Genomic DNA, 15,445 nt, shown 5'->3' on the forward strand with positions numbered 1-15,445 from the left:
GGGCACTAACAATTGTATTAACACGGCGTTGCTGGCTCTTAGTACGGTAAAACTGTCGGACGAGTTGTTTTATTTTAAGCTTGCTACTCTTCAAATGACCGTGCCGGTGCGGGGCCGATTCCACAACTACTTCCCGGTTATTAGCAGTAGTCTGGTAATAAAGGATCGGACTATCCGCCTCCCCGTCGGCAATTAGGTAACTGTCATCAGCTACCTGGGCCGGTACCCGGTCTTCTGGTTTAACCACCCCGTAGACCAGCGTCTGTTGGTCGGTCTGCTGCTGGATCCATTCCGGATAAAGTTTGAGACCGACTAGGGCCCCAACTTGCTGGTCGGTTAGCCGGAGGCGGGCCTGGCTTTTCACCGGCAATAGACACGGTAGCATCAGGCCCAGCAAGATTGCTATTAAGCACTTTTTCATTACAATACCTCCAAAATAAAAAGAGAAGTAAGACAGAAGTCATAACTGATTTCCATCTTACTTCTCTTTGGTTCAGAAGCAAACGGCTAGTGATTGATAGGTTGTATAAAGGATTGTTAAGCCATTTGCTTCTTAATAGCAGCCAGTGAAACTTCACCGGTTTCGGCAAACTTAACGTCAGCATCCTTCAAGGAAGCCCCGAAACCAATTGACGTTTCGCCAGCGCGGTTAATGGACTCAATCCCCGCTTGGGCATCTTCCAAGCCAGCCACTTGGTTAGCTGGCAGGTTCATTAACTTAGCAGCCTCACTGTAAATTTCTGGATCAGGCTTACCGTGCGTCAGCTTAGCCGGGTCCACAATGCCTTCAAAGTAGTCCGTAATTTGTAGGTACTTCAAGACCTTTGGTGCATTCTTGGAAGCAGAGGCCAAAACGATGTGGTAACCATGGTCCTTCAATTCGTCCAGGAAGTCCTTCATCCCGGGAAGAATGTCGGCTGGTGTCAACGTTTCAACTAACTTAATGTAGTTGTCGTTCTTCTCCGTTGCTAAAGCAACCTTTTCATCTTGGCTGTAGTCATTTTCGTGACCGCCCGCTTTGAGGATCAATTCCAAAGAATCCATCCGGCTAACACCCTTTAAGCTGTCCGCCAGTTCTGGTGTCCATTCGGTACCAACCTTATCAGCCAATTGGTGCCATGCCTGGCCGTGGAACCGGGCCGTATCAGCAATCACACCATCAAGGTCAAAAGCAAATCCTTTTAAATCTTCAAACTTCATTCTCTTATTGCCCCCGTCACTACTTTAATTCGAGCTTCTTGCCGTCGAGATCAATCGTAATTGGGTCACCAGAAACTAAGTCAATCTTGGTACCGTGCTTGTCAACCTTAACCTTCAAGATCCGGCCACGGAACATTTGACGGAATTGGTAGGAGTCCCACTTCTTTGGCAGGAATGGTGCGTAGTGAAGTTGACCGTCACGAACCCGCATGCCAGCGAACCCTTGAACAATATCCAACCAGGAACCAGTCATGGAAGTGATGTGCAGACCATCAGAGGTATCGTTGTTGTAGTTGTCCAGGTCGAGCCGGGCAGAACGTTCGTACAGTTCAACGGCCTTGTCTTCATAACCAATGTCAGAAGCGATGATGGAGTAAACCGAAGCGGACAGACTTGATTCGTGAACCGTGTATTGTTCGTAGAAGTCAAAGTTGTTCTTCTTTTGTTCCTTCGTAAAGTCATCGATGAAGTCCCAGAGACCTTGGATAACGTCACCCTGCTTAACGTATGGTGAACGTAAGATCCGGTCCCATGACCAGTTTTGGTTCAGTGGCAGTTGGTCACTAGGAATTTCAGAAACTGGGGTCAGGTCCTTGTCCATGTAGCCATCATTTTCTGGGAAGATGTCCCGTTGCTTATCGTATGGCAGGTACATGTTGTCGGCGATACCCTTCCAACGACGCTTTTCGTCTTCAGAAACGTTCAGCTTCTTAGCTACGTCGGCATCGACTTCATCCAAAATTTCCAGGGTGTACCGCAGCGTCCAACGGCACAGCAAGTTGGTGTACCAGTCGTTGTTAACGTTGTTATCGTATTCATCCGGACCAGTAACCGCGTGCAGCATGTACTTGTTCTTGTTTTGTGAGTAGTGTACCCGGTCCGCCCAGAAACGAGAAATTTCGGTTAAGACCTTGGCACCTTCGTGCAGGACGTATGACTTGTCACCAGTGTAGTTGGTGTACAGGTAAATTGCGTAGGCAATGTCACCGTTACGGTGAATTTCTTCGAAGGTGATTTCCCATTCGTTGTGACATTCAATCCCGTTGAAGGTCACCATTGGGAACAAGGCACCCTTCAAGCCCTGTTGTTGGGCGTTAATGTAGGCACCATCCAGTTGCTTGTAACGGTACATCAGCAGGTTACGGGCAACTTCTGGGTTCGCAACCCCCAGGTAAACTGGGATACAGTAAGCTTCAGTATCCCAGTAAGTAGCACCACCGTACTTTTCACCGGTGAAGCCCTTTGGTGAAATGTTCAGCCGGTAATCTTCACCGTAGTAAGTGGAGAAGAGTTGGAAGAGGTTGAAACGAATCCCTTGTTGGGCACCATCGTCACCATTAATTTCAACATCCGACTTGGTCCAGCGGTCGGCCCATTCCTTAACGTGGGGGTCAAGGAGGTCGTCAAAGCTTTGGCCGTCGAATTGGTCACTCAATTCGTCCAGGTGTTGTTCGATCTTTTCTTGGGTATCAAAGTCCCGGGAAGTAACAACCACGGTCCGCTTTTCGAAGTTAACTTCCTTACCAGCTGCAACCGTACCCGCAAAGGTGTTGTAGGCATCCTTTTCGTCGGTCCCATCACCAACATGGTCTAAGTCAGTCTTGGAAGTCGTTTGCATCCCCACGATGAATTGTGGCGTCCCAAAGTCGTTCTTCTTGGTCATGGAAGTCAGTTCGGCGTGTTCACCGTTAGCCTTCTTCCCTAAAACGTTCCAAAATTGTTCGTCGTAGTTGGCGTCTTCGTTGTAAACGTCGGCATCGATCATGCTGGTGATTTCAACCTTAGCATCGCCGTTCCCACGGTTCTTAATGTGGAGACGTTGGCCAACTAATTCCTTTTGAACGGCTGAAACAAACCGTTCAAAGTTAAAGTACATTTCAGTGCCGCCGATCTTAACCGTGAATTCACGGGTTAAGACACCACGCTTCATGTCTAAGTCTAACTTGAAGTCTTCTGGTGTTTGCTTGGCTAGGTCCAGTTGTTCGCCATTAACCTTGATGACTAACTTCATAAAGTTAACCGCGTTGATCATCTTACCAAAGTACTTTGGATAACCATTCTTCCACCAACCAACACGGGTCTTGTCTGGGAACCAAACCCCACCAAGGTAAACCCCTTGCATGTGGTCACCAGTGTAGCCTTCTTCAAAGAAACCCCGCATCCCGAGGTTCTCGTTGGCCAAACTAGTCATGGATTCTTGGAGACGCTTGTCTTCTGGATCCCACTTTCGTGTTGCAACATGCCATGGAGCAATATCGAATGTTTGTTTCATTGAATTCAAGTCCTTTCTCTATCAAAAGAGGCTGGACAAGCCAGTCTCTTTACTTATTTCAAATCCTACCAGACAGACGACGAAGCCAGCACTGACTTCTCGCCTTCAGTATAAAATTTTTATTGAATGATTGGTAATGAAAACGCTTATTCAGCGTAAGTTTCCTTAATCGTACCAACAGCAAGGGCACCACAAGCAAGAACGATCCCAGCTAGGATGAACATGTTAACTTGTGAGTTACCCAGCAGTGGGAACAGTCCGAAACTAAGCAGTGAAGCAACGATTTGTGGGAAGCAGATGGAACCGTTGAAGAGTCCCAGGTAAGTCCCCATGTGCTTACCGGACAATGCGTTCGTCACAATGGTCAGTGGGTAGGTGTTCATTCCGGCCCAAGCAATCCCGATCAAGATGTAAGAAACAATCAAAGCACCTTGGGAGTGGATGAAGAAGACGGAAATGAAACCAATCGCACCGAGCAGCAGACTACCGGCGTAACCGGCCTTGTGGTACTTGTTAGGAACCTTGGCCAAAACGTATGACCAGATAACGGCCGCAATTGATTGAACGGCAGCTAGGACACCGTACCAGTTACCAGCAGCTTGGTAACCAGCGGAGGTAGCGTTGGTCGTGTTCCAAACGTTCTTGGCAATCGCACCGGCGGAGTAAGTCCAGAGGTATTGGAAAGCGAACCAGCAGAAGAACTGTACCAAGGTAACCGTCCAGAAGGCCTTTGGTGCATGCTTCAACAGCGTGAACCAGTTACCACCCTGGGTGTTATCTTCTTCGCTAATACCATGGTACTTAGCGTAGGTTGCCGGGTCATATTCGTGAACCCGGAAAACAGTAAACAAACTAGTAATAACTAACAGTGCAGCACCAACATAGAAGGAAATGATAACTGAGTTCGGAACAACACCCTTCTTAGCGGTGTTTGAAACCCCAAACCAGGTTAACAGGAATGGGAAGATGGCTGCCAAAACGGCACCAGTGTTTGATAAGAAACTTTGAATTCCGTAAGCATAACTCTTTTGGTCATCATTAACCATGTCCCCAACCATCATCTTGAATGGCTGCATGGCCACGTTAGATGACAGGTCCAAGAGGGCCACGGTAATGGCACCAAACCAGAGGGCCGCTAGTGACGCGTACCCGAAACCGAAACTACCAGAGTTTGGCAGCAGCATCATAACAATTACCGCCACAATCATCCCCAGCAGTAAGTAAGGTAGACGACGACCACCGAGCTTTGGTGCCCAGGTCCGGTCTGAGTAATAACCAATAATTGGTTGAACAATAATACCAGCCAGTGGTGGCAAAATAAAGAACCATCCCAGCTTGTTCGGGTCGGCACCAATTGTTTGGAAGATCCGACTCATTTGTGAACTCTGCAGAGTGAAGGCTGTTTGAACACCCAAGAAACCAAAGTTAATCATCCAGATGGTTGACTTTGAGAGTGTCGGTAAACCAGCCGTTGCAGACTTTTCTTGACTCATTACAAACAACTCCTTTATACAACACTAACTATCTAAGCGTTTTGAAAACGCTTTATCAATTATTGCAATGATAAATATACCAAATGAAAACGATTTGCGCAACCGTTTGCGCAAACTTTTTTAACCGGTTTCAATTATGAAAGCGAAGAAAAAACCGTGACCATAGGATTTCGGCCCCGGTAATTTTTTAACATTTTATTAAGGTGGCGGCGCCCATCCCCCCACCGACACAGAGGCTAGCAATCCCGGTATGCTGGTTAGTAGCCCGCATTAAGTGGACTAGGGTAACGAGGATTCGCGCCCCTGAACACCCTAATGGATGACCAAGCGCAATCGCCCCACCATAGGGATTTAACTTGTCATCTGGAATCTGCAGGCGGCGTTGACAGACCAGTGCCTGGCTAGCAAAGGCCTCGTTTAGTTCAAAGACGTCAACATCGGCCGTGGTCAACCCGGTCTGTTTAAACAGCTTGCTGATGGCATAGTAAGGTCCCAGTCCCATCAATGCGGGATCCAGACCCACCAACGCCGAGGCTGCCCACTGTGCCAGCGGGTGCAGGTGGTACTTGTCAACGGCCGCCTTAGAGGCTAAAACAACCGCCGCACCACCATCATTGAGGCCGGAAGAGTTCCCCGCCGTCACCGCGCCGCCGCTTTTAAATGCCGGTGGCAGCTTGCTTAACGCTTCTAAAGAGGTGTCCGGACGGGGCGCTTCATCCTGGTCAACTACCACCGTCTTCTTCCGGGTCTTGACGGTCACTGGAACAATTTCTTCATCAAAGATGTGTTGGCGCTGGCCAGCAACCGCCCGACGATGACTCGTCAGTGCGAACTGGTCTTGTTCTTCCCGGGTCACATGGTAACGGTCGTTAACGTTTTCCGCGGTAATCCCCATCGGGTAACCGCCCCAGGCATCGTTTAGGCCATCCTTTTGTAAGGCATCAATCAGTTGCCCATCACCGAAGCGGTAACCCTGCCGAGCCCGCTGCAGGAGGTAGGGTGCCCGGGACATGCTCTCCATCCCCCCGGCAACTACTACTGCTGCCTGGCCGGATTGAATCAGACTAGCCCCCAGGTTAATGCTCGACAGGCCAGATGCACAAACATCATTGATGGTAATTGCGGGTACCGCCTGGTCGATTCCCGCCGCAATCGCCGCTTGCCGGGCCGGGTTTTGACCAGTACCCGCTTGGACAACGTTACCCATCAGGACCTGGTCAACCGCGGCGTAATCCAGTCCGCTTTTATCCAGTACCGCCTTGATCGCTGCTGCCCCCAGCTGAACCGCCGGGATCGTAGCTAGCGCACCACCAAATTTACCAATTGGTGTTCGCTGGGCCGCTACAATATATACTTCTTCCATCAATTCTTTCCTCCAGTCAAAGTGGCTTCCACCACTAGATCCTACTATGCAGTTTAACGGCTTACCGTGGTGACTGCAACTAAGACACTAGTGTGACCAAAACTTACAGTTTATTATACAGATCAAAAGTCAACGGCGGGGTGTACAAAGGGCCTCAAGCATTCGGAAGAACCGAATACTTGAGGCCCTTATTTGTAACGCGTCGTGAAGGCAAAGTCGTCAATGACTTCTACCACACTCTTTCATTCTCTTAATCGTATACTTTAAATTCTACAATCTCGTGGTGCTTAGCTGGTTCAAAGAGCAGGTTCACCGCCGCCTGGCCCAGCTTTCGTGGTTGCATGTCAATCCGTTCGTTGTCGCGAAGGAGCATCCCCACCAGCCGGCTGTTATTAAAGCAGGCTACCGGGTAACCGGATGACTGGAGTTGGCTATTTACCTGTACCAAGAGCAAGTCATCGGCACAAATAATCGAGTCAATAGTCGGGTTAGCCGCCAAAAATTCGGTGATCGTTTCCCCATCAGGGCGGTAGTACCAGCAGTGCGACTTAATCCCCCGCTCTTCTAAGCAGGCCTCGTACCCTAGCCGGCGGGAGTGCTCATACACCCAATCGGCGGCTGATTGGATAAAGACCGGTTGGTGCGCCTGCCGGTTATCCAACATGTGTTGGGTCGCCGCCTGCCCCGCGGCCACGTTATCGTTATCGACGTACCGGTCAGGGTGGTTAGCGGTCGGATGCCCAATGACGACAAAATTTAGGCCCTGCTGACGCAAGTAGCTAGTCACGGGATCATTTTCCACCGTGTAAAAGACGAGAAAGTTATGAACCTTAGACTGGTTGACCATGGACTTAACACTGGCCAGTAAATCCGCCACGGTAGGTGCAATGGCAACCACCATTTCATAATGCCGCGGCTTTAAGGCGACGCTGATTCCCCGCATTAAGTCAATATGGAAGGGGTTAGCCGGTGCAGTATCACTGGTGACCGGAAAAACCAGCCCGACCATGTTCGACTCACCCCGGGTTAGGTTTTGCGCATTGTAATTTGGCTGGTAGCCTAACTGATCGGCAATCGCCCGTACCCGTTGCCGTGTTTTTAAACTGATCCGGGGGTTATTATTTAACGCCCGTGATGCCGTTGACACCGAGACCCCCGCTGTCTCAGCAATATCCTTGATTGTTGCCATTAGTATCCCCACACCTTTATTCAATCGTTATAAACTGTCCTGATTCTACCAGATATAACCCCATTTGAACAACCGGCACCGGGTTCATTAGGTTTAAGGCCTGCTGGTATAACCGAAGCTGCCCCTGGTAGCGGGCGACGACCTCTTCTGGTCCGTTACCCGGATAGAGGTGGTCCGTCTTGTAGTCCACCAGGATAATCCCCGTCGGCGTTTCCAGGTAACCATCGATAATCCCGTGGATGAGGACCTGTTCATTATTACTGGTCTTAATTTCTTTAAAGAGTTCCGCCCCGTTCATGACCATCGCAAATGGTGTTTCCCGGTGGTAGGAAGCGGGATGGGCCAGAACCTGTTGTCCCGGCACCGTCGCAAAGAAGCGGCTAATCCCAGCCACGTTAACCCGGTCAGCGACTGCTGGTGTGATCAGGTGCTGGTCGACCAAGCGTTGTAACTCGGCACTAACCCCAGCTGGTGTGGTCGCCGCGGCCGTTAACGGTAGCTTTTGAAGGACGAGGTGGGTGGCCGTCCCCACATCAGTCGGTGCGGGCGTCTCATCAGTCCGTCTGATAAAGTCCGGTTCCGCAAAACGGTCGTTGAGGTAGATCCCCCGCGCCTGTTTAGAGCGCTGTTGCTGCGTAAAGTCCCACTGTGCCTCGGCCGAATTGTCCGGATATTCAAAGAGCCGTTTAACGTCAGTTACTGACTGGTAGGCCGTCGTCTGGGTCGCGACCTGATAGGGATACTGGTGGTCCAGTAATTTCAAGACCTTGCTTAAGTCAGCCTGGTCGGCCGGTAGCTTTGATTCCGTTGGCAATCCAGCAGCGGTATCCGTGGCCAGTTGCTCTAACGCCTGGTCAACATCGGCAGCCGTGAAGGTGGCGACCGTGAACCGCTGACCAGCAAATAAGTCCTGGTAGCGGTCATAGTCGGCCATGACACTTTCCGCCAGTTCCATACCAGCTGGGGCTACCTGTTTAGCACGGAAGTGGGCCGACCGTGCAAGGGCCAGGCCAATCCAATCCATAAAGGAGTTCGCATTGACCCGCACCTGGGGCCCCAACAACGTTCCGGTTGACTGAAAGGCCTTTTGCCAGCCGTTCCAGACGCTGACTAGGGACTGGCGACTATTTTCTTCATTAAAGGAACCGGTGATGAATAACCGCTGTTCAGCCCGGGTCAGGGCAACGTAAAGTACCCGCAAGTCCTCGGCGCGTTCCCCCTGCTGGACCTGGCTGATAATCGCTTGCCGCTGCGGCGTGTCATAGCAAACCCGGTTAGGGTCGGTATACTCAATTCCAACCTTGTTGACCGCATCGACAACCGCCGTCTCCCGCGTTGCCTGGTGGTTAAAGCCGTGCGTCGCGTCAATTAGGAAGACAATCGGGAATTGCAGTCCCTTGCTTCCGTGGATGGTCATCACGTTAACGGTATCCTGCGCCAACTGGGTGGGGGCCACGCCAAGGTCCTTATCGTGTTCTTGCATTTTCTCAATGAAGCGGATGAACTGGTAAAGTCCCTTGAAACTCGTCTGCTCATAATCATGGGCCCGTTGGTAAAAGGCGTGTAAGTTAGCCTGACGCTGGGCCCCACCCGGCATTGCCCCGACATAGTCCAGGTAACCGGTCGTATTGTAAATTTGCCAAATCAGGTCGACTAAAGACTGCTGCTGGGCAGTTTGCCGGAAGGTCGCTAGTTCATCCAGAAAATGACTAACCTTCTTAGCTAACTGCTTGATGGGGTCCCCTGGACCAGCGAGGAGTCCCGCACTTTGCAAGTGGTGCTGCGGATAGTTTTGCCGGAAGGTCCGCAGGGCGGTATAGTAGTCGGCCGTCCGGTTCTGCAAACGGATAAAGGCGAGCTCATCGGTCGTCAGTCCCACTAATGGTGACCGTAAGACCGCCACCAGTGGAATGTCCTGGTGGGGGTTATCGATCAGGCGGAGGAGGGCCATCATTACCCGGACCTCGGTCGCCTGAAAATAACTCTCCACGTCATGCACGGTAAGGGGGATATCGAGCTTACTAAATTCGGCCATCAGGGTGTTATTAATACTCTTGGTTCGTTCCAACAGTACGATATCACCATAACTGACCGGCCGCATCTGACCACTTTGCCGGTCAAACAGCTGGTCACCATTTTCAACTAACTGCTTGATGCGCATCCCCACCATCCGTAGCTCACCGGCCAACTTTTCGTCTTCGTGTGGGGCCGACTGGTCAGCATTAGCATCGTAAAGCATAATTTCTGTCGGCTGGGGTTGGTTGTCCGCAGTATCGTAATCCGTGGCCGCGTATTTCAGGTGGGCGTCTTCATCATAGTCAATTTCCCCCACGTCCGCGCCCATCAGCTGGCTGAAAAGCAGGTTGGTAAAGTCAGTCACGTTCTTCATCGAACGAAAGTTTTCTCCCAAGACAATTGCCTCATCCCCCTGGTCATCTTGGCGGTAGCGTTGGTACTTCGTCAAAAAGAGGGAAGGGTCGGCCTGCCGGAAACGGTAGATCGACTGCTTGACATCCCCAACCATAAACATGTTGTGACGGTCCTGGTCTGTCAACCGTCTTAAAATTGCTTCCTGGAGGCGGTTGGTGTCCTGGTACTCATCAACCATGATTTCTTGGTAGTGCTGCTTGAGTTTTGCAACCAGCTCCTGCCAGTCCGGCTGGTCCTCGGGTGGGGTAAGAATCTGGTAGGCATAGTGTTCCAGGTCGTTAAATTCCAGGAGGTGACGGCGGTGCTTGACTTGCTGGTAGGCCTGGCGGAAGGTAATCGTCACCTGACTCAGTTTCGTCAAAAGGCGCCGGGCCTGGTGGGAAACGGTCGTGAGCTGGGCCTCATCATAGGCAAAAAAGTTTGTCTGAATCTTGGAGAGCCGGTTTTTCAACCCCTGCCGGGCCGTACTCAGGTCAGCATAAACCGCGGCCGCTACCGGGTCATCCTTAGGCTTACCCGCCATCCGTTTGAACTTAGCACCGTTGAACAGCGCCCGGATCGCGTTCCAACTATCCGGAACCAGTCGCTGACGGGCTTGGGTAAATTGTTGCTGGTCCTTTTCTAGTGACTCAAGCGTTGCCGACTTCAGCTGGGCTGCCTGGGCCTTTTCCCGGAGCTCATTAACCTGGTCAATAAACTGGTCGAGAAGGTTGACGGCCGCTTCCTGGTCAGTTACCTGACTGGCCGCTTGGACCCACTGTTTTTTCAGCTGGTTCCGGGCCTGGTTGAGTTGGCGAAAGTCATCGTACCCTGCCGTCCCCTTGGCTGGGCGGCCACTAAAGCTGCCAAAGGAAACCTGGTCCAAAGTCCCCTGGATAACCGCCGCTGTTAGCCGGGACGGGTCAACTGCAGATTGGAGCTGGTCAATGAGTAACTGGTCCGCCTTCAAGACCGCGGCTGCCTTGTCCAGCCCCTCTAGCTCGGCCCGTTTCGTCAATTCGGCATAGTCTCGTTGCAACTGGTCTAACTGCTGCTGAACCAGGGGCTTTAATTGGGCCTGGTAAAAGTTCGATTGGAGAACCTGGTCCCCAATTTCATAACTCGCCGGTAACGACTTTAACCAGGCAGTGGGATCGGGCTGGGCACTAGCAATCTCCGCCAGCCGTAAAACCAGGTCATTGAGGCCCTGGTCATCCCGGTCCCGGGAAAAATTCAAGACAAGCTGACCAAAGGAAGCGGCCGCGGCACTCTCCTCATCGGCCTTGGCGTACAGATCTTCACTAACCTGGTGCCAAACGTCCTCTTGGAGTAAGACCCGCTCAGTTTCATCAGTTACCAGGCGAAACTGGGGATCTAGGTTGATCAGGAAGTAGTAACGCTTGATTAACTTCAGACAAAAGGCGTGAATCGTACTGATATCGGCAATAGCCAGCCGGTTCACCTGGTCATTCATCCGGTCCCGCAAGCGGGGATTTTCTTGGGCCACTTCCTGGAGTCGGGCCCGGATCTTATCCCGCATGTTCTTGGCCGCCGCTTCGGTAAAGGTTACCAACAAGAGCCGGTCCACGGTGGCCCGCCCCTCTTTGATCAGTTCGACCGCCCGGTTTACGAGAACCGCGGTTTTCCCAGATCCGGCAGAAGCCGAGACAATGATGTTTTGGTCCCGGTCGCTGATTGCTTGTTGCTGGGCGGGAGTAAAGTTAATTGCTGCCATTACTGCTTATCATCCTTTCCATCATCGTCGTTGAGCTGGTTGAACTGGTCCTGGGCAATGTGTGGGTCCAACTGACGGTAGTTTTGCTGGTCGAGCATGTTGTCAAACTGGTAAATATCACTAAAGTCGGTGTAGTCCAGTCCCGTTTGCCAACTGCTCCCGTTCAGCAGACGGTACGGTCGTAGCCCTACCTTGCCGGCAAGAATATCGTTACCGGCACCGATAATCAACTGCTTATTACGTTCCTGCAACCAGGATAACTGGTCAGGGGTAACCAGCAAGGCCCCCTTATTATCCGTAATCTTCTCACCGCGTTTCCGTAACGGGTAGAGCAAGGCCCCCTGGTCGAGGCTCCGGTCCAGTTGTTCTAGCAGGGCTGGGTCATTTAACAAGAGCCCCTTGTATTGGTGCTGTTTCATCCGCAGCTTCGTAAGGTCCGCGGCCCCGCTTAGCTTGCTGGCCCTGATTACCGGGTTACTCAAATGGAGGTATAAGGCCCCTGCTAGTTGAAGGTTCGTCGTGGGGGTGTGCAAGCGGTTTGGCAACTGCTGCTTATTCCCGCTAATGGCGTTGAGGTAGGCTAACAGCTGGAGGGAGAGCCCATAGTAGGCCGCCGTGAGGTCAAAGGTCCGGTCACCGGACTTGTAGTCCACCACGGTCAGGTAGTCCTTATTATCCCGGTTGAGCTGGTCAATTCGGTCAATTCGCCCCCGGAGGTAAATATGGGTATTGCGTGGTCGTAGTGGGTATTCCAACGGTTGGAGGTCATCTTTTTTGCTGGCCCCTAACCGCCCAAACCGGATCTCGGTATCGAGCGGCCGCGACTGGGTATACTTTTCCTGCCGGCAGAGGGTCGTCAGCATCGTCCGTACAATTCCCGCCAGTTGCTGGTATTGAAAGGCGGCCTGGTGTGATGACTGGATCAAAATCGTCAGGTCCGGTTGGTCATCCTGGGCCACCTTAAGCGCCTGGGTAATCAGCTGGTCTAACTGCTGCGGCTGGTCGGCTAGCTGGGCAAAGTCTAATGATGCCGTCGCATTAACCGCGTTGACAAACCACTCCATCGCCTTATGGAAAAAGGTCCCGATCCGGTCGACCGACATCGCTAACTGGTCCCGCTTCTTTAGTCCCAGCCCGTACTTAAGAAAGTACTCGTACGGGTTAACGTAGTAGTCCTGTAACTGCGAAATCGACGAGTACAGGATCTGCTGGTCGCGGTTATGGCGTAGGTAAAGGGCCGCCGCCAGTTGGCCATTTAAATCGTCAACCTGGTTGCGGTAGTTAAAGCCGGCCGCCACTAGCCGCAGGCGGTCGGCTAACCGAACACCAGCGGCCTGTTTTTGAGCATCCGCTGAATTTTGTTGCTGGGCGGCCAACTGAATCAGGGCCTGGCGAACGTCCTGCCAGCCACTAGCTAACTTTACCGGGCCCTTGGGCTGGTTATTTTGGGCCTGGCGTTTCACCTGAACTAACTGACTGAGGGTCGCCGCAGGAGTTGAAACATAGTCAAGCACCCGGCGGTCGCCCGCCGGACTAGCGGCCAACGGAAAGGCCGTTACCGGTTGGTGGAAGTACTGGGCCATCGCAGTTAGGTACAGCGACGGGGTCAGTGGTTCGTCATCCCCGTTGGCTGTGGGGGCCGTCATGATTAGTCGTTCGGTCCCGGTTAACATTCCCGAGTAGTGGAGAAACGGTTCTTCGCGTAATTGCCCGGTCGCCCCTGCCGGCAGGTACTGACGGTCCGGATCAAGGTAGTCGCTCAAGATTTCCTTATCCTGGTCAGTCAAAAGGCCCTCTGACTGCTGGACTTCAGGCATCACATCATCCGTCGACCCGATCATGAAGACAATCTTCCGGTTTTGGTTTTGGGTAATCCCGGTTTCGGAAATCGTCACCTGGTCCAGGGTAGCCGGAATCTGGGAGTACTGGGCCGCCGCGAAACCAGCCTGGAGCAGTTCGCCGAAGTTAGCCAAGACGGTTGGCAGGTTGTCACTGTTTACCGGCGTATCCCCGAGAATCTGGACGTACTCATCTAAGATTTGACAAAAGGTACTCCACACCTGCTGCGGTTGCCGGGCCAGGTCGAGGTTCTTATCCGCCTGGTACTTTTGCCAGGCCGCCAACCGGTTAGTCACCCCATTATCAACCAGAAATTGGTACAGGTGACCGGCTAACTGACGGCCGGTGGTGACCGTCTTCAGGTCCGTAAAGAACCGTAGTAGGTGGTTGGCTACAAAGTCGCGGACCTGCGCCAACTGCTCAGGTAATGAGGACTGCTCGGTCGCGGGGGCATCCACCTGCCACAGTGGTGACGAGGCATTCGTCCACGTCGCCACGCCTTCAATTGCCCGCTTTAGGCACCAATTTTCCGTTGCAAAAACGGCCTCCTGACTCAGTGCCTGGTAATCCCCCGTCGCCGGGTTATACTTAGCGAATAGCCAGGTTTTTAGCAGCTGAATAATGTCGGCCGTCCGGTAATGGTAAAGCGGCAGGTTAAAGAGCGTCGTTAATAAGGTAACGAGGGGGTGGTTATCCATCCGGCGCTCGTGGTCATTAAAGATCGGGATATCATGGGCAGCAAAAACGGGGTTGATCATGGTCTGGTACTTATCCAGGTGCCGGCTCAAAATTAAAAAGTCCCGGTAACGGTAGCCCTGTTTTACCACCAGCTGGTGAATCATCGTTGCCACCCGCTCCAGTTCCGTTCGGCGACTCACCGTGGTAATAAATTGGAGGTCGGTCGGGTTATTAACGGCTGGTCCACTCGTCAGATCCAACGGCCGTTTGATATAGTCCGCAAAAAAGCGGTCTACCTGCTGGAGGGTGGGACTGACCCGGTCACTAGTGGCCATTACCACGTTAGTGACTAGGTCTACCTTAGTGGGGTGCTGGCGGGCAAACTTCCATAGGCGGTGGTACTGCATCGCTGCCGGATAAAAGAGGTCGGTGGGCTCGGGAAGGGCACTGGCATCCGGGTGGTTTTGGTCCGGATAACCATGGTCGAGGACTAGGGAAATCGTGGTTGCGGTCCCGTTCATGATCATCGCTTCGATCACCTGCTGCTCTCCAGGAGTAAACTGGGTAAAGCGGTCAATAAAAAAGTGCATCCCCTTAGCAGCTGCGTTAGTTTGTAGATACTGGACTAACTGTTGGTAGAGGTCAGTATTACCCAAGAAGTGGCCAGTAAAACGTTCCTCATAGGCGTGGTAAATCAGTTCCACATCGTGCATTTTCGCTAGCCAGGATTGGTCTACTTGCTGATTAGGATCTTGTTCCACCCGCTTTAAAAGTGCGGTTAGGTCATCTGCCGAAATATTAGCGCCGGCTAGTTCCGCTAACTGGTCCGTTAGTTTTTGGATAAAGCCCTGTTGTTGGGCCTCACTGGCGTACAGTTGCAACTGATCCTGGTGTTCTTGGACAACCTTGGCCACCAACATCGTTAGGCCAATTTTAGACAAGCGGGGGCGCTGCAGAACCGGGGTATCCCGTAATAAGAACCAGGCCAACCGGCTGAGCGATAGGGTCTGCACCCGGGATGCGGCAAAACGATCGGCACTCCCCTTCCCTTGGCGGGAGCGGAGCTGGTCTAAGACTTCGATTTCTGTTTGGAATTTAATATGGTTGGGAACGATATAAAAGAAGCTATCCGTTGCCGGAGCCGTCTTTAATTGGTCCGCCAGCTGGTCCACTAAAACACCTTGGTGGTCCTTAGCAGCGGTTCCTAAAACAAAGCTAAGCCTACCCACAATCTTTCATCCTTTCCGTAAAAAAGCTATTCATATTT

General features: G+C 52.1%; 8 protein-coding genes. All 8 read right to left on the minus strand.

Annotated features, from left to right (window positions below):
• A partial coding sequence (locus ACI31H_RS03385; RefSeq protein WP_439770592.1) for an Lreu_0056 family protein occupies nucleotides 1–421 on the minus strand: 421 nt, incomplete at its 3' end.
• A gap of 116 nt (nucleotides 422–537) precedes the next feature.
• A complete protein-coding gene (pgmB, locus tag ACI31H_RS03390) occupies nucleotides 538–1,200 on the minus strand; it encodes a beta-phosphoglucomutase (protein WP_439770593.1) in 663 nt (220 codons plus the stop codon).
• 19 nt (nucleotides 1,201–1,219) lie between these two features.
• Nucleotides 1,220–3,472 (minus strand): glycoside hydrolase family 65 protein, encoded by a 2,253-nt coding sequence (locus ACI31H_RS03395; RefSeq protein WP_439770594.1) that lies wholly within the window; start codon nucleotides 3,470–3,472, stop codon nucleotides 1,220–1,222.
• 146 nt (nucleotides 3,473–3,618) lie between these two features.
• Entirely contained in the window at nucleotides 3,619–4,965 is a 1,347-nt protein-coding gene (locus ACI31H_RS03400; RefSeq protein WP_439770595.1) for an SLC45 family MFS transporter, read from the minus strand.
• A 187-nt stretch (nucleotides 4,966–5,152) separates the two neighbouring features.
• Complete coding sequence (locus tag ACI31H_RS03405; RefSeq protein WP_439770596.1) at nucleotides 5,153–6,328, minus strand: thiolase family protein; 1,176 nt, start codon at nucleotides 6,326–6,328, stop codon at nucleotides 5,153–5,155.
• 250 nt (nucleotides 6,329–6,578) lie between these two features.
• On the minus strand, nucleotides 6,579–7,517 hold the full coding sequence (locus ACI31H_RS03410) for a LacI family DNA-binding transcriptional regulator (RefSeq protein ID WP_439770597.1): 939 nt from the start codon (nucleotides 7,515–7,517) through the stop codon (nucleotides 6,579–6,581).
• 16 nt (nucleotides 7,518–7,533) lie between these two features.
• Nucleotides 7,534–11,661: a helicase-exonuclease AddAB subunit AddA gene (gene addA / locus ACI31H_RS03415; RefSeq protein ID WP_439770598.1), complete on the minus strand. Its 4,128-nt coding sequence runs from the start codon at nucleotides 11,659–11,661 to the stop codon at nucleotides 7,534–7,536.
• Nucleotides 11,661–15,407, minus strand: coding sequence for a PD-(D/E)XK nuclease family protein (locus tag ACI31H_RS03420; RefSeq protein ID WP_439770599.1), 3,747 nt, complete (start codon nucleotides 15,405–15,407; stop codon nucleotides 11,661–11,663). Before ACI31H_RS03420 ends, addA begins: the two co-directional genes overlap by 1 nt.
• Between the last annotated feature and the right edge of the window lie 38 nt (nucleotides 15,408–15,445).

It is taken from the genome of Limosilactobacillus sp., from assembly GCF_051873035.1.
Classification (GTDB): domain Bacteria; phylum Bacillota; class Bacilli; order Lactobacillales; family Lactobacillaceae; genus Limosilactobacillus.